Source organism: Sphingomonas pituitosa NBRC 102491 (assembly GCF_001598435.1).
In the GTDB taxonomy this organism is placed as follows: Bacteria; Pseudomonadota; Alphaproteobacteria; order Sphingomonadales; family Sphingomonadaceae; genus Sphingomonas; species Sphingomonas pituitosa.
Genome location: NZ_BCYY01000020.1, coordinates 70986 through 91476, shown reverse-complemented (window position 1 = coordinate 91476; position 20491 = coordinate 70986). Strand labels below are relative to the sequence as shown.

Below are 20491 nucleotides of genomic sequence, written 5' to 3'. Positions count from 1 at the left end.
TCCCGTATCGCAGGTTCGTCTTGCAAGTAGACCCGCCGATGCTGTTCCTTGCCCTGCTGCTCGCGCCGATCGCTTCGTCTCAGGCCGTCCCCGCCCAGGCGACCACGGCCTGCAAGGCGCCCGATGCCAGCCTGCCGACTGCGCTCACCGGCTGGAGCACGCCGGGCGACGAACTGGTGGCGGACAAGGCGGTGTCGCTCGCGACGGTGGACGGCAAGACGCTCAAGGGCCTGCCCAGGGGCGCCAAGCCCGGGCGCGCGGCGATGATCGCGTTCCGGATCGCGAAACCGGGCACCTATGGCGTCGCGCTCGACCAGCCGGGCTGGATCGACGTGCTGCCCGGGGCGAACGGCGGCGAACCGCTGAAGTCCGTCGCGCACGGACACGGGCCGGATTGTTCGACGATCCGCAAGATCGTCCGCTTCGAACTGGCGCCGGGCAGCTACCGCGCCTTTGCCAGCGGGCTGGCGCAAGCCGAGGCAAAGTTGATGCTGGTGCCGAATTGAATCGGCTTGTTTTGAATCGGGAACGAATATAGAACAGCGACTCGCTGAACAGGGGAGTCGGCGATGCTGATATTCGTAGTTGGACTGGCGACGACGGTGCCGCAGTGCGCCGAGCTTCCACGATCGTTTTCGGGCTGGGAACGCAGCGGCGAAGGGCTCGACACCCGCCACGCGACGACGATTCCGGCAAAGAACGGCGCGGCGGAAACGCAGGTGACCATCCGAAAGGCGGGCACCTTCGGGATCGCCGCCGATCAGCCGGGCTGGGTCGATGTGGCGAAGGGCAGCGGCAGGCCGCTGCGCATGGCCTCACGCGGACCCGGCGTGGCCTGCGCGAAAATCGAGAAGATCGTCTATTACCGGCTTGAGCCCGGCACCTATCGAGTGAGGGTGGGCAAGCTCCAGAAGCCGCAGGTGAAGCTGATGCTGGTCTATGGCAACCGCACGCAGGGGTTTGCCCGGCGCGGCCGGCTGGGCTAGGCGGGCGGCAAAGCTCCACTGGAAGGTTTTGCCATGAAGTTCTTCGCCGACACCGCCATCATCGACGACATCCGCGACCTGGCCGATGCCGGTCTGCTCGACGGCGTCACCACCAACCCGTCGCTGATCGCCAAGTCGGGCCGCAACTTCCTCGAAGTCGTGGCGGAGATCTGCGGGATCGTCGAGGGCCCGGTCTCGGCCGAGGTCGTCGCGCTCGATTTCGAGGGCATGATGCGCGAGGCGGAAATCGTCCGCAAGATCGCCGACAATGTCGCGGTCAAGCTGCCGCTGACGATCGACGGCCTCAAGGCCTGCAAGGCGCTGACCGACGACGGCACGATGGTCAACGTCACGCTCTGCTTCTCGGCGAACCAGGCGCTGCTGGCGGCCAAGGCGGGCGCGACCTTCGTCTCGCCGTTCGTCGGCCGCCACGACGATATCGGCTTCGACGGCATGGACCTGATCGAAGACATCCGCCTGATCTACGACAATTACGATTACGGCACCGAGATCCTGGTCGCCAGCGTCCGTCACCCGATCCATGTGCTGCAGGCGGCCAAGATCGGCGCCGACGTGATGACCGCCCCGCCGGCGGTGATCAAGCAGCTGGTCAAGCACCCGCTGACCGACAAGGGCATCGAATCGTTCATGGCCGACTGGGCGAAGACCGGCCAGACGATCGGCTGAGCGGGACGACGACTTGGTTCCCCTCCCGCTTGCGGGAGGGGTTAGGGGAGGGTGTGACGTGGACGTTTCGGATTCCGCTGCGGCCATCCCCCCCCCGGCCATGCGATGCGATCGCGTGCAGCCAAATATTCCGTCATCCCCGCGAAGGCGGGGATCCATTGGCGCTGATGCCGCGGTTCTTGCTTTCGGCGCACAGGGCAATGGATTCCCGTCTTCGCGGGAATGACGACGATTTCGCCGCAAGCCGCCGTTCCAACGGGGCGGGAGCACAGCCATGACCGATCTGCCCCTCCCGCGCCGTTTCGCCGAACATCTCGGCCGCGACCGGCGGCGCTCGGCGCACACGATCCGCGCCTATGAGGCGACGGCCATCCGCCTGATCGCCTTCCTCCAGGGCCATTGGGGCGGCCCTGTGGCGCAGGAGGCGCTCGCCCAGGTGAGCGCCGCCGATCTGCGCGCATACCTTGCCCATCGCCGCAACGAAGGACTGTCCAACACCTCCGCGGCGCGCGAGCTTTCCGCCGTCCGCGCCTTTCTGAAGTTCGCCGGCGGCGACGATGCCCAGCTGCCGCGGCTGCGCGGACCCAAGGTGAAGAAGGGCCTGCCGCGCCCGATCGCGCCGCACGAGGCGGTGGCGCTCGCCGAATGGGCGTCGGACGAGGCGAGCGAGCCCTGGATCGCCGCGCGCGACTGGGCGGTACTGCTGCTCCTCTACGGCGCCGGGCTGCGCATTGGCGAGGCGGTGGCGCTCACCGGCGCGGTGCTGCCGCTCGGGGCGACGCTGCGCGTCACCGGCAAGCGCGACAAGATGCGCGACGTGCCGCTGCTGCCCGAGGTCCGCACCGCGATCGAGGCCTATGTCGAGGCCTGCCCCTGGGGCACCGCGCGCGACCTGCCGCTGTTCCGCGGCGCCAAGGGCGGCCCGCTGCCGCCGGGGGCGATCCGCAAGGCGGTACGCTCGGCGCGCACCAGCCTGGGCCTGTCCGATCGCACCACGCCGCATGCGCTGCGCCACAGTTTCGCGACGCATCTGCTGGGTCGGGGGGCGGATCTGCGCGCGCTGCAGGAACTGCTCGGCCATGCGAGTCTCAGTTCGACGCAGGTCTATACCGCGGTCGATGCGGCGCATCTGCTCGACGTCTATCGCGCCGCGCACCCCCGCGCCTGATCAGGGGGAAGGAATAGAGGCAGGCTGGAGCGGGTCATGCTCGCCCCAGCCCGAACCCCTCAGCGCTTGGCCGAGTCGGCCGCCTCGCGCTTGGCATAGTCGCCGGCGAGCACGTCGAAGGCGAGCTTGTGCTGGCCGGTCTCGGAGATCAGCCCCTTGCGGTTCCAGCCCTGCTGATAGATCGGGTGCTGCCGCCGCGGCGAGCGGAAGTCCTTGAGGATCCAGGGGCTCATGCCGCGCAGGAACGGGACCTTGGCTGCCATCGCCAGCGTCGCGCGGTAATAGTCCGCCTGATAGTCCTCGCTGAACTTGTGCGGGGCGGCGACGGCATCGCGATAGCCGGCGCGGGCGTCGGCGCCGAATTCGGAGAAGATCAGCGGCTTGTTCGCCGGTCCGCGCCATTCCTGGCTGGCCAGGTCCTCCAGCGCGTCGTCGGTGTACCAGCCATTGTAGGTGTTGATCGCCATGACATCGAGGTCATTGGCGAGCGGATCGTCGATCTTCATGATGCCCTTGCCCTCGCGCCCGCTGAGCAGCGCCGCGGTGACGAGGCGGCTGGAATCCAGGTTGCGGACATCGGCGATCATCGTGCGCAGGAAGGCGTTGCGCGCATCGTTGGTCGGGGTTTCGTTGGCGACGCTCCACAGCACGATCGAGGCGCGGTTGCGGTCGCGGTGGATGTTCTCGGCGAGAATGCGGCGGGCATCGGCCAGCGTTTCCGGATTGGACCAGTTGACCAGCCAGTAGAGCGGAATCTCACTCCACACGAGCAGGCCCATCTCGTCCGCCATGCGAGTGGTCGATTCGCTGTGCGGATAGTGGGCGAGGCGGACGAAGTTGCCGTGCAGGCCGTACTTGATCTCGCCGAGCAGCGCGCGGGCGGCGGCGGGCGTCATCGCGCGCACCGGGTCGGCACCCAGCTCCTCCTCGTGCATCGAGATGCCGCGCAGGAAGATCGGCTTGCCGTTCAGCAGGATGTCGGTGCCCTTCACCGCAATGGTGCGGAAGCCCATGCGATCGGTGAAGTGATCGGCGCCGGCATCGATGCTGATGTCGTAGAGCTTCGGGTTCTCCGGCGACCAGCGGACCAGCGACCGCGGCACCGGCAGGGTGGCTTCCCACTTGCCCTCGCCGTCGGTCTTGCCGTCGAGCATCGCGCTGAGCGTCGGAATGCGGAACTTGACCGCGGTGTTCGCGGCCCTGGGCCCCTCCAGCTTCACTGACACGGCGATGCGGGTGCCGTCCGGCGTCAGCCGGACGAACGCGTCGTCGACATAGGTGTCGGGCACGGTGACGAGGGAGACGCTGCGGGTGATGCCGCCATAGGTCTCCCAGTCGGTGACCGGCGGTGGCACGTCATTGGCGGTGCGGACCGAGTCGACGCCTATCGTCACCTGGTTGCGGCCCGGCCGCAGCAGCTTGGTCACCTCGAACGCGAAGGGGGTATAGCCGCCGCGATGCTCGCCCAGGGGCTTGCCGTTGAGGTAGACATAGGAGCGATATTCGGCCGCGCCGATCCGCAGGAACACGCGGTTGCCGGCCGACGGCGCCTTGGCGGTGAACTCGCGCTGGTACCATACCAGCCCCTGGTACAGCCGCATCTCGGGCGAATGGCCGATCCACGAGCCCGGCAGGCTGACCACCGGCGACTGCTGCATATCGAATTCGAAGAAGGTGCGCGGCTTGGCCTGCATCACCTCGGCCTGGATGATGTCCGCGGCGCGCTGGGTGCGCTGGTTCGGCGGCTCGCCATGAAAACCGGCCAGGCCATCCCGGTACGGATCAATCGACCAGTGCCACGGTCCATCCAGGCTCTGCTGCTGGCGCAGATCGGCGGCTACGAGCACCGGTTGCGCCCAGGCCGAGGATATTCCGAGACATGCGAGCCCGATGGCCGCGAGAAGGCGTAACCGCCGCATCATCTTCTCCCTGTTCCTCCGGGGAATCCCGGAGCCCATTATCATTGTAGAACAGGAGAATGGACTTACAACGTGGCCTGATCAATCCGCCCCATGGCCCTGGGCCAGATAGGCATCGGATCGCATCTCGAGCAGCCGGGACACGGTTCGTTCGAACTCGAAACGGCCGTCGCCGGCCTCGTAGAGATGCTCGGGCTCGGCGTCGGCGGCCGCGAGCAGCTTGACCTTGTGCTCGTACAGCGCGTCGACCAGCGTGACGAAGCGCGCCGCCTCGTTGCGGTTCTCCGGGCCCAGCTTGGGAATGCCGACGACGATCACGGTGTGGAAGCGCCGGGCGACGGCGAGATAGTCGGGCGCCCCGCGCGCCTCGCCGCACAGTCGCTTGAACGAGAAGACGGCGACGCCCTTGACGCATTTCGGCACCAGGATCTCGCGACCGCCCGGAATCGGCACCTGGCAGGTGGGCACGCGGGCGCGGTCCTCGACCGGATAGTCGGTCAGGCGGAAGAAGGCGGCGGAGAGCGTGGCTGTCGCTTCCGCGCCGTTCGGGACGAGCCAGGTATCGACGCTGCCCAGCCGGTCGCGGCGATAGTCTACCGGGCCGTTGAGTGCGAGCACGTCCATCCTCTCGCCGATCAGCTCGATGAAGGGCAGGAACAGCTGGCGATTGAGCCCGTCCTTGTAGAGGTCCTTGGGCGGGCGGTTCGAGGTGGCAACCACGGTCAAGCCATGCGCCATCATCGCGGTGAACAGCCGCGAGAGGATCATCGCGTCCGGCGGGTTGTTCACCACCAGCTCGTCGAAGGCGAGCAGGCGGATGTCGCCGGCCAGCGCGTCGGCGACCGCGACCACCGGATCGGCGGTATCCTTCTGCCGCTCGACGTTCAGGCGCTCGTGTACCTCGAGCATGAACTCGTGGAAATGGACGCGACGTTTCCTGCGAATGTCGAGGCTGTCGAAGAACAGGTCCATCAGCATCGACTTGCCGCGGCCGACGTCGCCCCAGAGATACAGGCCGCGGGGCACCGCCGGCTTGCGGCCAGTGAGCTTCCACAGCACGCTGCCCTTGCGCGGCGCGGCCTGGAGTTCCTCGGCGAGGGCGTCGAGGCGGGCGGCGGCTGCTTCCTGCTCGCGATCTGGGCGAAGCTCGCCGGCGGAGACGAGGGCGCGGTAACGATCGAGGACGCGGGTCATGGGGCAGGTCTACCAACGAAAACGAGCTGCCGGGCCGTAGGGCCTGGCAGCTCGGTATCTCTCAAATGCGTGAAGAAAAGACGCTCAGAGCACGCGCTCGGCCGCCAGCTTCTTCACTTCGGCGATCGCCTTGGCCGGGTTCAGGCCCTTGGGACAGGCGTTCGCGCAGTTCATGATCGTGTGGCAGCGATACAGGCGGAACGGATCCTCGAGCTGGTCGAGCCGCTCGCCGGTCATCTCGTCACGCGAATCGGCGAGCCAGCGATAGGCCTGGAGTAGGATCGCCGGGCCCAGGAACTTGTCGCTGTTCCACCAATAGCTCGGGCACGAGGTCGAGCAGCAGGCGCACAGGATGCACTCGTACAGGCCGTCGAGCTTCTCGCGGTCCTGCGGGCTCTGCAGCCGCTCCTTGCCCGAAGGCGTGGTGGTCACGGTCTGCAGCCACGGCTTGATCGAGGCGTACTGCGCGTAGAAGTGCGTGAAATCGGGGACCAGGTCCTTGATCACGTCCATGTGCGGCAGCGGGGTGATCTGAACCTCGCCCTTCACGTCCTCGATCGCCGTGGTGCAGGCGAGGCCGTTCTTGCCGGCGATGTTCATCGAGCACGAACCGCAGATGCCTTCGCGGCACGAGCGGCGGAAGGTCAGCGACGAATCCTGTTCGCCCTTGATCTTGATCAGCGCATCGAGAACCATCGGGCCGCAATCGTCGAGATCGACCTCGAACGTGTCGTAGCGCGGGTTCTCGCCCGAATCCGGATCGTAGCGGTAGATCTTGAACTTCTTCACCCGGGTGGCTTCGGGGCTTGCCTTGTGCTCCTGGCCCTTGGTGATACGGCTGTTCTTGGGCAGGCGGAATTCGGCCATTCCTGAAACTTCCTCTTTCGCTTCGGCGCGACGCGTCGGTTTTGCGGCGCGGGCTATGCCTTTCGCGGGCGCAGCGCAAGTGCCCTTTGGGCCAAGCCCCTCAGATGACGTCCAGCACCAGCCCCAGGTCGCGCGCCTCTTCGGCTTCGATATACCAGTTATAGGGCGCGCGGCGGCGCAGTTCCTCGAAATCGACGTGCGATCCGGCGACGAGGGCGCGGAAGCCCTCTTCCTCGATGGCGATCGAATGCTCGATCTCGTTGAGCTTGGCCTTGAGAATCGCTGGCAGCGCGCGCAACGGGCCGGACAGGTCGACGCTGGAATGCATCTGCCGCTCGTGCAGCATCAGCCGCGTGCCGCGGGTGAGGAAGCGCTTGTCGACGGGAAAACCCGACATGAACGTGGCACCGGCGGAATAGACGGCAACCTTGCCCAGGAACAGCAGCTCGCGCCCCGTCGCCTCGCGGAGCAGCCGCAGCTCGTCCGCCATCAGCCGCGCGACTTCGGGATCGCCGCCGAGCGTGGACAGCGCCACGACCAGCGGACCGTCTGCAGGCGCGCTGCCCAGCTGCTCGCGGAAATTCCGGTACATCGCGTCGTCGACGGTGCCCTGCAGCCGTACGTGCGGGGTGGCGAGCAGCGGGTAGTGCTGAAGCGGGCTCTCGGATTCGGACATGCGCCGCCAACCGGCGAGGAAAGGTGGAGTTCCGCAATGTTGTTCCCCTCCCACGTGCGAGAGGGGGAGGTTCACGGTTTCAGCGCATCCGTTGCCGGGGCACCCACCGGTGCCGTCGCCATCTTCGGCATCCGCGCCTCCAGGGGGGCGAGCCACGCGCCGACGCCGTCGCCGATCGTGACTTGCGGCATGGAGGGATCCAGCCGCCCCGCCCGTTCCCAGCCGATGATCGTCCTGCGCGCCTCCTCAGCGGCATCGGCGAGCGGCTGCGGCTTGCGCAGCGCATGGTTGACCAGCGCGTCCCCGAAGAAGGTCCAGTCGTTCTCCGCGCGGCAGCCGAAGGAGGCGCGCGTCGCCGAGGCGGCGGTAAGGATCGCCGTCGTGTCGCTGATCAGCCGTTTCACGAATGCGCCCGAATAGCATGCCGAGAGCAGCAGCAGCCGGTTGCGGATGCCGAGCCCGTCGAGCAGCTCGGCCAGCCGCGCCGGCGGCAGCACGCCGAAGCCCTGGTCGCCGTCGTGATAGGCGAGCCCCGCATCCGGCGCGCCGTGGCTGGTGACGTAGAGGACCAGCACGTCCTGCTCGTGGTTCATCAGTTCGGCAATGCGGGCAAGCGCCAGCGTGAGCGTGGTGATGCTGCCGCCGGGCAGGGGCGCCGCGCCGCGTCCGTCGGGTCCGGCAAGCACGAGCACACGCCCCTCCGCATCGAAGCGGCGGGTGAGAACCCGGCCGCTTTCCCGCGCCTCGCGGGCGAAAACGGGATCGCTGTCGAGCGCGACGCTCAGCACATAGGCGTCCACCACGCCCTTGCGTTCCGGCTGGAGGGTGGCGAGCGCCGTCCCCAGCCGCCGCTGGTCGGCCAGCATTGCCTGGGGAGCACGGCCGCGTTGCAGTTCGGGGCCGCTTTCCATTCCGTCGATGCCGCTGTCGCCGGAGACGAGGCCGGGCCATTCGGTGGTGTGTTCGGGGGGCTGTCGCTGCGCAAGGGCGGCGCCCGCACCGCACAGGGACAGCAACATCACGGACGCAAGCAACCAGAACCGCATTCGGGCCGATCCCCCGGAACAGGTGAACCCCTACTCTTGTCCGCGCAGGCGCGAAGTCAAGGCATCGGCGCAGAATCGCATTGGCTTCCGCAGCGCCGGCCCCTATCGCTGGGGCATGCTCAAGCGCCTTCTGATCGCCTTCGCTCTCCTGGTCGTCGCCGGTAGTGCCGCCTGGTACTGGCTCAGCCGCCCGGACATCGCCACGCTCAAGGAAGTCGCCGTGACTGGCCGCACGCCGGAGATCACCGAGCCGCGCTATCAGACGGTGCCGACCGTTGGCGTTGCCAAGGCGGTCGGCTGGCCGGCGGGCGCGACTCCGAAGCCGGCAGCGGGCCTGAAGGTGCAGGCCTTCGCCGACAAGCTCGACCATCCGCGCTGGCTCTACCAGCTGCCCAATGGCGACATTCTGGTGGCCGAGAGCAACTCGCCGAAGCGCGACAAGGGCGGCATCACCGGCTGGGTGATGGGGCTGCTGATGAACAAGGCGGGCGCGGGCGTCGCCTCGGCGAACCGCATCACCCTGCTGCGCGACAGCAATGGCGACGGCGTGGCGGATATGCGCACCGTCTTTCTCACCGGCCTCAACTCGCCGAGCGGCATGACGCTGGTGAACGGGTCGCTCTACGTCGCCAACACCGATTCGCTGGTCCGCTATCCCTATCTGGAAGGCCAGACCAAGATCACCGCCGCGCCGCAGAAGATCCTGTCGCTGCCCGGCGGCGGCAATCACTGGGCGCGCAACGTGGTGGCGTCGCTCGACGGCAAGAGCCTCTATGTCAGCATCGGCTCGGCCTCCAACATCGCCGAGGACGGCCTGGAGGCCGAAGGCCCGATCTACACTGCCGACAGCCCGGCGCAGATGGCCGCGGCTGCCGCGCAGCCGACCAACCGTGCGGTGATCCTCGAGGTCGATCCCGAGCGCAAGACCAGCCGCATCTTCGCCTGGGGCATCCGCAACGCCAACGGCATGGCGTTCGAACCCAAGACCCAGGCGCTGTGGTCGGTGGTGAACGAGCGCGACATGCTCGGCTCCGACATGCCGCCGGACTATATGAGCCGGGTCGATCTCGGCGGCTTCTTCGGCTGGCCTTGGCAATATTGGGGCGGGTACGAGGACAAGCGCGTCGAGCCCGGCCGGCCGGATCTGCGCGAATATGTCCGCCGTCCCGATTTCGCGCTCGGCGCGCACACCGCGCCGCTGGGCCTGACCTTTGCGGACGGGGCACGGCTGGGTGATGCCTATGCCAATGGCGCGTTCGTCGGCCTGCACGGCTCGTGGAACCGCCAGCCGCCGTCGGGCTACAAGGTCGTGTTCGTGCCGTTCGGCGACAACGGCTTCCCCGCCAAGGGGGCCAAGCTGCAGGACGTGCTCACCGGCTTCCTCAACGCCGAGGGCGAGGCGCAGGGCCGCCCCGTCGCCGTGATCACCGGCGCTGGCGGGGCGCTGCTGGTGGCGGACGATGTCGGCAACACCGTGTGGCGGGTCAGCGCAGCGCGCTGAGCGTATCGAAGGCCCTCAGGCGAGCAGCCGGGGGCCTTCCTTCGCCAGCATCTCGCGCACCTTGCCGGCGAACAGCGCGAGCATGCCCGGCAGCGCGATCTCGGCATGGACCTGGGCATCCTGTACGTCGAGCCGGCTGACCACTTGCTGGCCCATCGCCGTGACGGTGAAGTGCAGGCTGTCCCCCTCCCAGCGATGTTCGACGGTGGCGCCGCCGGGGATCTTGTCGGCGAGCCGGCCGATCTTCGACGCGATTCGCGCGCGCGCCGCCTCGCGGCCCAGTTGGTGCGGAATGTCGACGCTGATCGTCTGCGGGATCATTTGGCGAATACCATGGCGTCATCGGCGAACGCCTTGAACTCCAGCGCGTTCCCGCTGGGGTCGCGGAAGAACATCGTCGCCTGCTCGCCTACCTGGCCCTGGAAGCGGATGTGCGGGGCGATGCCGAAGGCAACGCCGGCGGCCTCGAGCTTGGCGGCGAGCGCTTGCCAGTCGTCCATCGTCAGCACCACGCCGAAATGGGGGACGGGCACGTCGTGGCCGTCGACCGGGTTGGTCGTCGCGACCGGCTTCGCGGCGGAATGGAGATGCGCGACGATCTGGTGGCCATACAGGTCGAAGTCGATCCACTGTTCGGACGAGCGCCCCTCCGGGCAGCCGAGCAGGTCGCCGTAAAAGGCACGGGCGGCCGCCAGGTCGTGGACCGGGAAGGCGAGATGGAAGGGGCGCGGCATGCCGCTGGCTTAGCGCGGCCGTCCGGCTCCGACAACGTGGCAATCCTCAGGCGTCGGCCGCGATTTCGCCGCGATTCCAGCGGCACAGATTCGCCCGCGCCTCCTGCACGAAGGCCGAGCGGCGCAGCACGCCGAGCAGCGTGTCGGCGATCCAGCGGCCCGGATTGCGCAAGGGCCGGCGGAACTGGATGAGCAGCACGATGCGGGTATGCGCGCTGTCGTTCCACACCTCATGGTCATAGGTGTCGTCGAACACCAGAGTCTCGCCCTCGGCCCAGCGCACGGTGCGGCTGCCGATCCGCATCCGCACGTCGCCGTCGCGCGGCACGACCAGCCCCATATGGCAGGTAATCAGCCCCTTGGTGACGCCGCGATGCGCAGGGATGTGCGTGCCGGGCGCCAGGATCGAGAACATCGCGCTGTTCAGGCCCGGCACCTGTTCGATCAGCCGCGAGGTATGCGGGCAGCGCGCCAGATTCTCGTCGACGCGGTAACCATAGCCCCACAGGAACAGGCTGCGCCATTTGCCCAGCGGCGCGATCGCGCGGTGGTCGGGCGAAATCGCCGCGAGCGAGGGCGCCCCCGGCTGTGTGCCGATCACCGCCAGCGCCTCATCGCGGATCGCTTCCCAGTTGTCGCGCAAGGCTGTGGTCCAGGGGAAGGCGCGCATGTCGAGCACCGGCGTGTTGGGTACCAGCGAGGAGGCGGCGATCAGCCGGTCGAAGGTGCCGCGCAGATGCTTGCCCCACCGCAGCAGCAATGGGCGGGGGCAAGAATCGGCGCGGGCAGCAATGTCGCCCACAGGCCCGATCGGCGCCTCGCTGGTGGCAATGTCCACGCGCAACTTCCCCGCAACTTTCGCGTTGGGCCCGGAATTCGGTGCTGCAACGCAACAATCTCTGCCTCCGGTCTAGGCCGCCACTTGGGTCCAAAACATGGCGCGTCCATGGATTCTTGTGGCGTACATCCGGCAGAAAGGTTGCCAGTGGCATGGCGACCCACTCGCCTCTAGAAAGGGCTTCATGTTCTCACGTCCGCGCATGCCGCGCTTCGCCCTGCTTCTCCTCGCACTCGCTGCCCCGTCGCTGCCCACCCCCGTGCTGGCGCAAGGCCGGCCCGAGGGTGTCCAGACCGCCGAGGATCCCTGGCTCTACAAGGGCAGCGACCTCGTCCATGACGACAAATGGAAGTTCGGGCGGCTTTCCAACGGCGTGCGCTACGCGGTGCGCAAGAACGGCGTGCCGCCGGGGCAGATCTCGATCCGGGTGCGCATCGACGCCGGCTCGCTGATGGAGCGCGATTCGGAACGCGGCTTCGCGCACCTGCTCGAGCATCTCAGCTTCCGCGGGTCGACCTATGTGCCCGACGGCGATTCGAAGCGGATCTGGCAGCGCCTCGGCGTTACCTTCGGCTCGGACAGCAACGCCGCGACGACGTTCATCAGCACCACCTACAAGCTCGACCTGCCCAATGCGACGCCGCAGGGGCTCGACGAGAGCTTCAAGATCCTTTCGGGCATGATGGCCAATCCGGCGATCACCCAGGCCTCGCTCACCGCCGAGCGGCCGGTAGTACTGGCCGAAGGCCGCGAGCAGCCCGCGCCGCAGAAGCGGATGCAGGACGCGCTCTACCAGCTGATCTTCGCCGGCCAGTTGCTCGCCGATCGCGAGCCGATCGGCACGGTGGAGGCGCTCAACGCCGCTACCCCGGCCAGCGTGCAGGCCTTCCATGATCGCTGGTACCGCCCCGAACGCGCCACGGTAATCGCGATCGGCGACGTCGATCCGGCGGTGCTGGAGGCGATGATCAACAAGTATTTCTCCAGCTGGCAGGGCAAGGGCGAGGCGCCCAAGACCCCCGATTTCGGCAAGCCCGAGGCCGATCACCCGATCGCCGCCAGCATCGTCGAGCCGGCGCTGCAGCCGGTGGCGCTGATGGCGATCGTGCGGCCCTGGACGGTCTATGCCGACACCGTGATCTTCAACCAGAAGCGCATGATCGACATGGTGGCGATCCGCATCCTCAACCGCCGCCTCGAATCGCGGGCGCGTTCGGGCGCGTCGTTCCTCGGCGCGGGTGCGGATCTCGACGACATCGCCCGCTCGGCCAACGTCACGACGCTGACCGTGCTGCCGACCGGCGACGACTGGGAAAGCGCGCTCCGCGACGTCCGCGGTACCGCCGCCGAGCTGATGGCCGCACCGCCGAGCCAGGCCGAGATCGACCGCGAACTGGGCGAGATTGACGCGGTGATGCGCAACCGCATCTCCACCGCGCCGGTCGAATCGGCGGTGTCGCTGGCCGACGACCTGGTCCAGGCGGTCGACATCAACGAGACGGTGACGACGCCGGAAGCCTCCTACGCGATCTTCAAGGGCGCGATCGCGCAGCGCATGTTCACGCCGGCGGCGGTGCAGGCCTCGGCCAAGAAGGTGTTCGAGGGCACGGCGACGCGCGCGCTGGTCAACACCCATGCGCCCGATCCGGACGTGGTCCGCAAGGTGACGACGGCGCTCCAGGCCGATGTGAAGGCGGCGGCGATGAAGCGCCGCGCGCTCAACGTGAAGTTCGATCAGCTGCCGCGTATCGGCGCGCCGGGCAAGGTGGTGGAGCGCAAGCGCGTCGATCCCGATCTCGCGATCGACGAGGTCACCTATGCCAATGGCGTCAAGCTGCTCATGCGCGAAGACACGTCCGAGACCGGCAAGGTGTGGGTCAATGTCCGCTTCGGCCGTGGCCTGCGGGCGCTGCCGGGCGACAAGCGCGTGCCGGGCTGGGCGGGCAAGACCGCGCTGATGGCCAGCGGCATCGGCAAGTTCGGCCAGGAGGAGCTCGACGCGCTGACCGGCAACCGCCAGATCGGCCTCGGCTTCGACATCGAGGAGGATGCCTTCGTCTTCCAGGCGCAGACCAACAAGCAGGATCTGGCCGACCAGCTCCGCCTGTTCGCGACCAAGCTGGCCGCGCCCGGCTGGGATCCCAACCCGATCACCCGCGCCAAGGCGGCGACGCTCGCGTCGTACGCCGGCCTCTCGGCCTCGCCCGACGCGGTGCTCGGCCGCGATCTCGACGCGCTGCTCCATGACGGCGACCCGCGCTGGGGCGTGCCGAGCCGCGAGGAAGTGACGGCGCTCACCCCGCAGGCGTTCCGACAGCTGTGGGAGCCGCTGCTCCAGACCGGCCCGATCGAGGTCGATATCTTCGGCGACATGAACGCCGATGCGACGGTGCAGGCGGTGGCGGCGAGCTTCGGTGCGCTGAAGCCCCGTGCCGAGGGCAAGGAAAGCGGCGCGCCGGTGCGCTTCCCGGCGCACGTCGCCACGCCGGTGGTGCGCACGCACACCGGTGCGGTGGATCAGGCCGCAGCGGTGATCGCCTGGCCGACCGGCGGCGGCACCGCAGGTCTTGCCGAGAGCCGCAAGCTCGAGATCCTGACCGCGGTGTTCCGCGACCGACTGATCGAGCAGCTGCGCATCCAGGCGGGCGTGAGCTATTCGCCCAATGTGATGAGTGACTGGCCGCTGGGCCTGCCGAGCGGGGGCAAGCTCGCCGCCTTGGGCATGGTGCCGCCGGACAAGACCGACTTCTTCTTCAAGCTCGCCCGCGACATCGCGGCGGACCTGGTGGCGAAACCGATCGACGCCGACGAGCTCAACCGCGCGCTGACCCCGCTCAAGCAGCAGCTGCTGCGCATGTCGAGCGGCAACATGTTCTGGATGAGCCTGGTCGAGGGCGGCACCCAGGATCCGGCGCGGATCGCCGGCATGCGCAGCCTCGCCCGGGACTATGCCGCGACCACGCCGGCCGAGCTGCAGGCGCTGGCCGCCAAGTATCTGCGGCCGGACAAGGACTGGACGATGGTGGTGGTGCCGGAGAAGGCGGCAAAGTAAGCGAGCGAGTCATCATTCTCCCCCCTCCCGCAAGCGGGAGGGGGGCCAAGGTCAGTACAACTCGTCCAGCCGCTCCCCATAGGCCGCCTTCAGCACGTGGCGGCGGATCTTCATGCTCGGCGTCAGCTGCTCATTCTCGATGGTGAACGCCTCATCCGCCAGGATGAACTTGCGCACCCGCTCGATCACCGAGAGATCGCGGTTCACCCGTTCCACCGCAACGCCGATCGTCGCCTTGAAATCGGCATCGCGCGAGAGGTTTCGGAACTTGCAGGGCGTGGCTGTCTTGGCGCAGAATTCCTGCACCCACTCGGGGTCGGGCACGATCACCGCGGTCATGTAGGGCCGCTTGTCGCCATAGATCATCGCCTGCAGGATCTCCGGCTGCAGCGTCAGCATGCCCTCGATCTTCTGGGGCGAGACATTGTCGCCCTTGTCGTTGACGATGATGTCCTTCTTGCGATCGGTGATCTTGATGCGGCCCTGCGGATCGATCACCCCGATGTCCCCGGTGTGCAGCCAGCCGTCCTTCAGCACGCGCTCGGTCTCTGCCTCGTTGCGCCAATAGCCGTGCATTACCAGCTCGCCGCGCACGAGGATCTCGCCGTCCCCGGCGATCTTGACCTCGACGCCTTCCATCGGCGGGCCGACGGTGTCCATCTTCAGCCCAACTTTGGGCCGATTGCACGAGATGACCGGCGCCGACTCGGTCTGTCCGTAGCCCTGTAGGAAGGTGAGGCCGAGCGACTTGAAGAAAATGCCGACCTCGGGGTTGAGCGGCGCGCCGCCCGAGACCAGCGCCTTGATCCGCCCGCCGAAGCGCCTGGCGAGCTTGGGCCGCAGCGTCGCGTTCAGCAGCAGGTTCATCGGCATGTCGGCGATGCCAGACTTGCCCGCCGCCTTGCGCCCGCCGATCGCCACCGCCTTTTCCAGCAGATAGCTGGCGACGCTGCCCTGCTTCTCCACCTGCTTGGTGATGCGCGTGCGCAGCACCTCGAACAGGCGCGGCACGACGACCATGATGGTGGGGCGAACTTCCTCGATGTTCGAGGCAAGCTTCTCCAATCCTTCGGAATAGTAGATCTGGCCGCCCAGGGCGATCGGAAAGAACTGCCCGCCGGTATGCTCATAGGCGTGCGACAGCGGCAGGAAGGAAAGGAAGACCTCGTCCTCCCAGCCGAAATCCTCCGAGATGATCGTCACGCAGCCCTGGCAGTTGTGCAGGATGGCGCCGTGATGCTGCATCACCCCCCGAGGCGATCCGCCGGTGCCGCTGGTGTAGATGATGCAGGCCAGGTCCGTGCGGCGGAAGGTCGCCAGGGCGGCTGCGCCGGCGGCATCGGTGGGATGTGCCGCGATGAGTTCGCGGAAGTCGTGCACCTCCAGCGTGCCCTGCTGGCCCAGGCGGACATCGTCGATGCCGATCACGATGCGTCCCGCCGAGGAGCGCAGCATCGCCGGCAGCAGCGTCTTGGCGAGCTTGGTGTTCGAGACGATTACCGCGCAGGCGCCGGAGTTCTCGAGGATGTGCTGGTGATCGCGCTCGGTGTTGGTGGTGTAGGTCGGTACGGTGACGCAGCCCGCGGCCATGATCGCGAGGTCGCTGATGCAGAACTCCGGGCGATTCTCGGAGACGAGCATCACCCGGTCGCCCGGCTTCAGCCCCAGGCCCTTCAGCGCGGTGGCGAGACTCGCCACCTGCCGCGCGGCTTCCGCCCAGCTGGTCGGGTGCCATGTGCCCCCGGCCTTGTGCCACAGGAACGGCGCGTCGCGCTTCTCCGCGGCTCGCGTGAAGAACATCGCCACCAGATTATCGAAATGTTCGAGCTTGCGCATTGTCTCTCCCCAGCGAGCGCCGCTTCTATCCTGCGAGCGTCCCGCGTCATTCCGAGGGGCGGTTGGGCGTCGCGCCCACCCGCCGTATAACCGTTGTCGACCCGTCCTGCTCCATCGCCACGCCTTCGCTGCGCGGATCTGCAGCGCCGACCCAGCGACCGCCGACCCGCTCGATCGCATTGGCCTTGAGGCCGAGGGGGGCCGCGCGGACATCCTCGCCCAGCGCGCGCAGCGCCGGCAACATCCCGTCCAGCTGCGTACCCGATTCCGCGATCGCGGTCTTGCCCGGCGCATAGAGCAGGCCGAGCCCGATTGCGTCCTGCGCCGAAAGCTTCCAGTCGATCACCCCGACGATGGCCTTCGCCACCTGCGCGATGATCGTCGAACCGCCCGCCGCGCCGACCGCGAGGCGCACCTTGCCGTCCGGGCCGAACACGATGGTCGGCGCCATCGAGCTGCGCGGCCGCTTGCCGCCTTCGACCCGGTTGGCGACCAGATAGCCGTCCTTCACCGGCACGGTGTCGAAATCGGTCAGCTGATTGTTGAGGATCATGCCGTCGACGGTGAGGCCCGATCCGAACGGGCCTTCCACGGTCGTGGTGACTTGGGCGACGTTGCCGGCGCCGTCGGTCACTGCAAGGTCGGTGGTGCCGGCGACTTCCCGCACCGTGGCCGGCATGCGTTTCGGCGCACCCGGCGGAGTGCCGGCTGCAACGCTCGCCATCGTCCTGGCGGGATCGATCAGCGCCGAGCGGCTGGCGACATAGCGGCGGTCGAGCAGGCCCTTCAGCGGCACCGCCACGAAGTCCGGATCGCCGAGATACAGGTCCCGATCGGCATAGGCGAGGCGCGAGCTTTCGGCGAACAGATGCCAGGCCGTCGGCGAGTCCTTGCCGAGATGCCCCATGTCGAAGCGTTCGATCTGTGCCAGGATCATCAGCACGGTGATGCCGCCCGACGAGGGCGGACCCATCGAGCAGACCTTGTAGCCGCGATAGCGCCCGCACAGCACCGGCCGCGCCTTGGCATCATAGGCGGCGAGGTCGCCGGTGGTCATCTTCGATGGATTCCGTGTCGCGCCGTTGACCGCGGCGACCAGCTTCGCCGCCTGCGGGCCGACATAGAAGCTGTCCGGCCCCTGAGTCGCAATGCGTTCCAGCAGCGCCGCCTGCTCGGTGTTGCGGACCCTGGCGCCTACCGGCAGCGGCGCACCGTCGGCCCCAAAGAACAACGCGCGATAGGCCGGGTCGACATGGCCCGAGAAGCGGGTGAGCGAATTGTTGAGCCGCGGCGTCACCTCGAACCCGTCGCGGGCGAGGCGGATCGCGGGGGCGAACAGCCTGGCCCAGGCCAGCTTGCCCGATGTGCGGTGCGCCAGCGCCATCGCGCGCACCGCGCCGGGCACGCCGACGCTGCGCCCGCCCGGCACCGCCGCGAAATGGCTGAGCGGCTTCCCGGCCGCATCGTAGAACCAGCGATCGTCGGCGGCCATCGGCGCGGTCTCGCGGCCGTCCACCGTGGTCGTCGCCCGCGTCTTCGCATCGTACAGCACCAGGAAGCTGCCGCCGCCCAGGCCCGAGCTCTGCGGCTCGACCACGCCCAGCGCCAGCATCGTTGCGATCGCCGCATCGGTGGCGCTGCCGCCTTCACGCAGGATCTCGACGCCCGCGGCGGCGGCGCGGGGATCTGCCGCGCTCACCATGCCCTGGGCATGGGCGAGCAGCGGCGTGAACAGCAACAGGAGCAGCGCGACCGTTTTCTTCATGCCTCTAGGGGTAGCGCGCTTTGCCCCATAGGCAAGCGGTCAGGCGAGTGCCCTGGCGATGCTGCGTGCCAGACCGGGGCCGCGATAGACCAGCGCCGAATAGACCTGCACCAGCACCGCACCGGCGTCGATGCGCCGCTTGGCCTCGTCCGGCCCGTCGATCCCGCCGGCCGAAATCAGCGGCAGCTGCCCACCCGAGATCTCACGCGCCTCGATCAGCTTGGCGCGGGCGAGTTCCTTGAGCGGCTTGCCCGACAGGCCCCCCGCCTCGCCGGCCTGCGGCGACGCGAGCGGCGGGCGCGAGATGGTGGTGTTGGAGACGATCAGCGCGTCGACATGGTGGTCGATCGCGGCGCGCACCGCGCCCTCCAGTCCGGCGCGGTCGAGGTCCGGCGCGACCTTCAGGAACAGCGGGGTGCTGCCACGGGCTTCGTGCGATGCCGCGAGCAGCTCGTCGAGCGCGGGCCGCGACTGCAGGTCGCGCAACCCTGGTGTATTGGGTGAGCTGACGTTGATCGTGATATAGTCGGCATGCGGCGCCGCCTTGGTCACGCCCAGCGCGTAATCGGCGACCCGATCGGTCGAATCCTTGTTCGCGCCAACATTGATGCCGAGCACGCCAGGCCGCTTCTTCAGCCCCGCGATCCGGGCCAGCGCCGCGTCGATCCCGCCATTGTTGAACCCCATGCGGTTGATCACCGCTTCATCCTCGACCAGCCGGAACAGGCGAGGGCGGGGATTGCCGGGTTGCGGGCGCGGGGTGAGCGTGCCGACCTCGACCGCCCCGAAGCCCAGCCCGAAAAGTCCGGCGATCGCTTCGGCATCCTTGTCGAGCCCGGCGGCAAGACCAACGCGATTGGGAAAGGTGAGGCCAGCCAGCGTGACCGGCGTCGCCGACTCCGGCCCGCCGCCCAGCGGCGTCCCAACGCTGCCCCAGAGCGCGAGCGCGCGAATCGCCGCGCGATGCGCCTGCTCCGGATCGAGAGAATAGACCGCGCTGCGAAGAATCTTGCCCATGAAGGGGCTCATGCATCGCTAGGCAAACGTCGTCAAAGGCTGGAATGTCGATTCCGTACAATACCGGGGCTCCCGAATCGGGTAGAGAACCCCTGCGACCCGAGGGGTTCCGCTTAACGGGGGGAACCCTTTCCTTATGGCCCGGCCGGGCAACCGGCCGGGCCTCTTTTCCGTTGCGCTTTTCGCGCGGTCATGCTCCTGCTGTGCAACGAACCGGAGCACAGGGGAACAGCTTCGCATGCGTGGCGCCGAAGAGGGCCAGGTGGCGATTGCAGCGCGCAGTCGCGCTGGGGCACGCCAACCATTCGACATCGTTTTTCAACCGTCCGCCGGGCGGCTGATACCCCATGTCGAAAGCTTTTATCTCGCGCATATCGATGCACCGTGCATCGAGGGCGTCGAGCGCGTCGATCTGGGGCAGTGGCGCTTCTGTCTCGGGGGCAGTGGCGAGGTAACCTTCCCGGACGGGCACCGCGAGGCCACGCTGCCGGTGATGGTCAACGGCCCCGGCACTGCGCACTGGACCTACCGTATAGAGGGCCCGTTCCGCTGTTTCGGCATGTCGCTGCGCGGAATCGGCTGGCGGACACTGATCGGCCGACCGGCCGACCAGGTAGCGGACCGGCTGGTCGATGGCAGCGAGATCTTCGGACCGGAGATCCACACGCTGCATGCGCAGCTTGGCGAGCTTGAAACGCTGGAGGAGATGGTCGCGCTTATCGAGCCCGTGCTGATCCGCCGGCTGGACGCCGCGCGGCGGGTGCCGCGGGCGCATGTCGCCTTCCTTCGGATCGTGCGCGAATGGGCAGCTTCCGGCGATCCGACGATCGACGCGCTGTATGATGCGATGGAAGCGCAAACCGGCATGGGCCAGCGCCAGGTGCAGCGGCTCTGCAAGGAGTATTTCGCGGGACCGCCGAATCACCTGCGGCGCAAGTTCCGCGCAATCGGCGCCGCGATGCGCATCCACCAGGGCGCGCCGCTCGCCGAGGTGATGGCGCCCTTCGCCGACCAGTCGCACATGATCAACGAGATCAAGCATTTCACCGGCCAGACACCGGGATCGCTGCGTGACGGCATCGATCCGGTGCTCGCCGCCACGCTCGAGAACGAGAAGTTCCACTTTCTCCCCGATGTGATCCCCGAGACAGTTGACCTGAGCGGTCGCTGAGCCCACATGCCCAATCGGATCAACTTTGTCCGAT

The 20491-nt window shown here is 67.9% G+C and carries 18 protein-coding genes; 7 read left to right on the top strand and 11 right to left on the bottom strand.

The window, feature by feature from the left end; translation table 11 throughout:
- Positions 1 to 38: 38 nt before the first annotated feature.
- From SPI01S_RS16140 to SPI01S_RS16125, 4 genes are all read left to right on the top strand, one after another.
- Positions 39 to 506 carry a hypothetical protein gene (locus SPI01S_RS16140; protein ID WP_066724808.1) on the top strand — a complete coding sequence of 156 codons (468 nt, stop codon included), beginning with the start codon at positions 39 to 41 and terminating at the stop codon, positions 504 to 506.
- A 63-nt stretch (positions 507 to 569) separates the two neighbouring features.
- Entirely contained in the window at positions 570 to 986 is a 417-nt protein-coding gene (locus SPI01S_RS16135) for a hypothetical protein (protein WP_066724807.1), read from the top strand.
- A gap of 33 nt (positions 987 to 1019) precedes the next feature.
- Positions 1020 to 1673, top strand: coding sequence for a fructose-6-phosphate aldolase (gene fsa / locus SPI01S_RS16130; RefSeq protein ID WP_066724803.1), 654 nt, complete (start codon positions 1020 to 1022; stop codon positions 1671 to 1673).
- Between the two features lie 274 nt (positions 1674 to 1947).
- The gene (locus SPI01S_RS16125; protein ID WP_066724800.1) at positions 1948 to 2841 is read left to right on the top strand and encodes a tyrosine recombinase XerC; all 894 of its coding nucleotides are present in this window, start codon (positions 1948 to 1950) and stop codon (positions 2839 to 2841) included.
- A gap of 59 nt (positions 2842 to 2900) precedes the next feature.
- Here the strand turns inward: SPI01S_RS16125 and SPI01S_RS16120 are convergent, their stop codons facing one another.
- The 5 genes from SPI01S_RS16120 to SPI01S_RS16100 all read right to left on the bottom strand — a co-directional run bounded on the left by SPI01S_RS16120 (position 2901) and on the right by SPI01S_RS16100 (position 8516).
- Positions 2901 to 4688, bottom strand: a complete 1788-nt coding sequence (locus SPI01S_RS16120) for a glycoside hydrolase family 2 protein (RefSeq protein ID WP_245653627.1) — start codon at positions 4686 to 4688, stop codon at positions 2901 to 2903.
- A gap of 153 nt (positions 4689 to 4841) precedes the next feature.
- On the bottom strand, positions 4842 to 5954 hold the full coding sequence (gene zapE / locus SPI01S_RS16115; protein ID WP_066724797.1) for a cell division protein ZapE: 1113 nt from the start codon (positions 5952 to 5954) through the stop codon (positions 4842 to 4844).
- 84 nt (positions 5955 to 6038) lie between these two features.
- Positions 6039 to 6821: a succinate dehydrogenase iron-sulfur subunit gene (locus SPI01S_RS16110; protein ID WP_066724789.1), complete on the bottom strand. Its 783-nt coding sequence runs from the start codon at positions 6819 to 6821 to the stop codon at positions 6039 to 6041.
- Positions 6822 to 6921: 100 nt separating this feature from the next.
- Positions 6922 to 7497, bottom strand: coding sequence for a Clp protease/crotonase-like domain-containing protein (locus SPI01S_RS16105; protein WP_066724786.1), 576 nt, complete (start codon positions 7495 to 7497; stop codon positions 6922 to 6924).
- Positions 7498 to 7568: 71 nt separating this feature from the next.
- Entirely contained in the window at positions 7569 to 8516 is a 948-nt protein-coding gene (locus tag SPI01S_RS16100; RefSeq protein ID WP_084253519.1) for a C13 family peptidase, read from the bottom strand.
- A gap of 142 nt (positions 8517 to 8658) precedes the next feature.
- On the opposite strand from SPI01S_RS16100, the gene SPI01S_RS16095 reads away from it, so the two are divergent.
- Positions 8659 to 10044 (top strand): PQQ-dependent sugar dehydrogenase, encoded by a 1386-nt coding sequence (locus tag SPI01S_RS16095; protein WP_066724850.1) that lies wholly within the window; start codon positions 8659 to 8661, stop codon positions 10042 to 10044.
- Positions 10045 to 10059: 15 nt separating this feature from the next.
- Here the strand turns inward: SPI01S_RS16095 and SPI01S_RS16090 are convergent, their stop codons facing one another.
- The 3 genes from SPI01S_RS16090 to SPI01S_RS16080 are packed head-to-tail and all read right to left on the bottom strand — an operon-like array spanning position 10060 to position 11616.
- Positions 10060 to 10365, bottom strand: coding sequence for a polyhydroxyalkanoic acid system family protein (locus tag SPI01S_RS16090; protein WP_174539119.1), 306 nt, complete (start codon positions 10363 to 10365; stop codon positions 10060 to 10062).
- Entirely contained in the window at positions 10362 to 10778 is a 417-nt protein-coding gene (locus SPI01S_RS16085) for a VOC family protein (RefSeq protein ID WP_066724782.1), read from the bottom strand. Before SPI01S_RS16085 ends, SPI01S_RS16090 begins: the two co-directional genes overlap by 4 nt.
- Before the next feature lie 46 nt (positions 10779 to 10824).
- Complete coding sequence (locus SPI01S_RS16080; protein ID WP_084253515.1) at positions 10825 to 11616, bottom strand: aspartyl/asparaginyl beta-hydroxylase domain-containing protein; 792 nt, start codon at positions 11614 to 11616, stop codon at positions 10825 to 10827.
- Between the two features lie 184 nt (positions 11617 to 11800).
- Between SPI01S_RS16080 and SPI01S_RS16075 the strand changes: the two genes are divergently transcribed.
- On the top strand, positions 11801 to 14668 hold the full coding sequence (locus tag SPI01S_RS16075; RefSeq protein WP_066724780.1) for a M16 family metallopeptidase: 2868 nt from the start codon (positions 11801 to 11803) through the stop codon (positions 14666 to 14668).
- A 51-nt stretch (positions 14669 to 14719) separates the two neighbouring features.
- Here SPI01S_RS16075 and SPI01S_RS16070 read toward each other — a convergent pair whose 3' ends face one another.
- From SPI01S_RS16070 to SPI01S_RS16060, 3 genes are read right to left on the bottom strand one after another with little or no spacing between them, the layout of a single operon-like run.
- Positions 14720 to 16504, bottom strand: coding sequence for an AMP-dependent synthetase/ligase (locus tag SPI01S_RS16070; protein WP_066724778.1), 1785 nt, complete (start codon positions 16502 to 16504; stop codon positions 14720 to 14722).
- A 46-nt stretch (positions 16505 to 16550) separates the two neighbouring features.
- A complete protein-coding gene (gene ggt, locus SPI01S_RS16065; RefSeq protein ID WP_084253514.1) occupies positions 16551 to 18269 on the bottom strand; it encodes a gamma-glutamyltransferase in 1719 nt (572 codons plus the stop codon).
- Between the two features lie 39 nt (positions 18270 to 18308).
- The gene (locus SPI01S_RS16060; protein WP_157084746.1) at positions 18309 to 19286 is read right to left on the bottom strand and encodes a quinone-dependent dihydroorotate dehydrogenase; all 978 of its coding nucleotides are present in this window, start codon (positions 19284 to 19286) and stop codon (positions 18309 to 18311) included.
- 238 nt (positions 19287 to 19524) lie between these two features.
- Between SPI01S_RS16060 and SPI01S_RS16055 the strand changes: the two genes are divergently transcribed.
- Positions 19525 to 20457: an AraC family transcriptional regulator gene (locus tag SPI01S_RS16055; RefSeq protein ID WP_066724774.1), complete on the top strand. Its 933-nt coding sequence runs from the start codon at positions 19525 to 19527 to the stop codon at positions 20455 to 20457.
- Positions 20458 to 20491 lie beyond the last annotated feature (34 nt).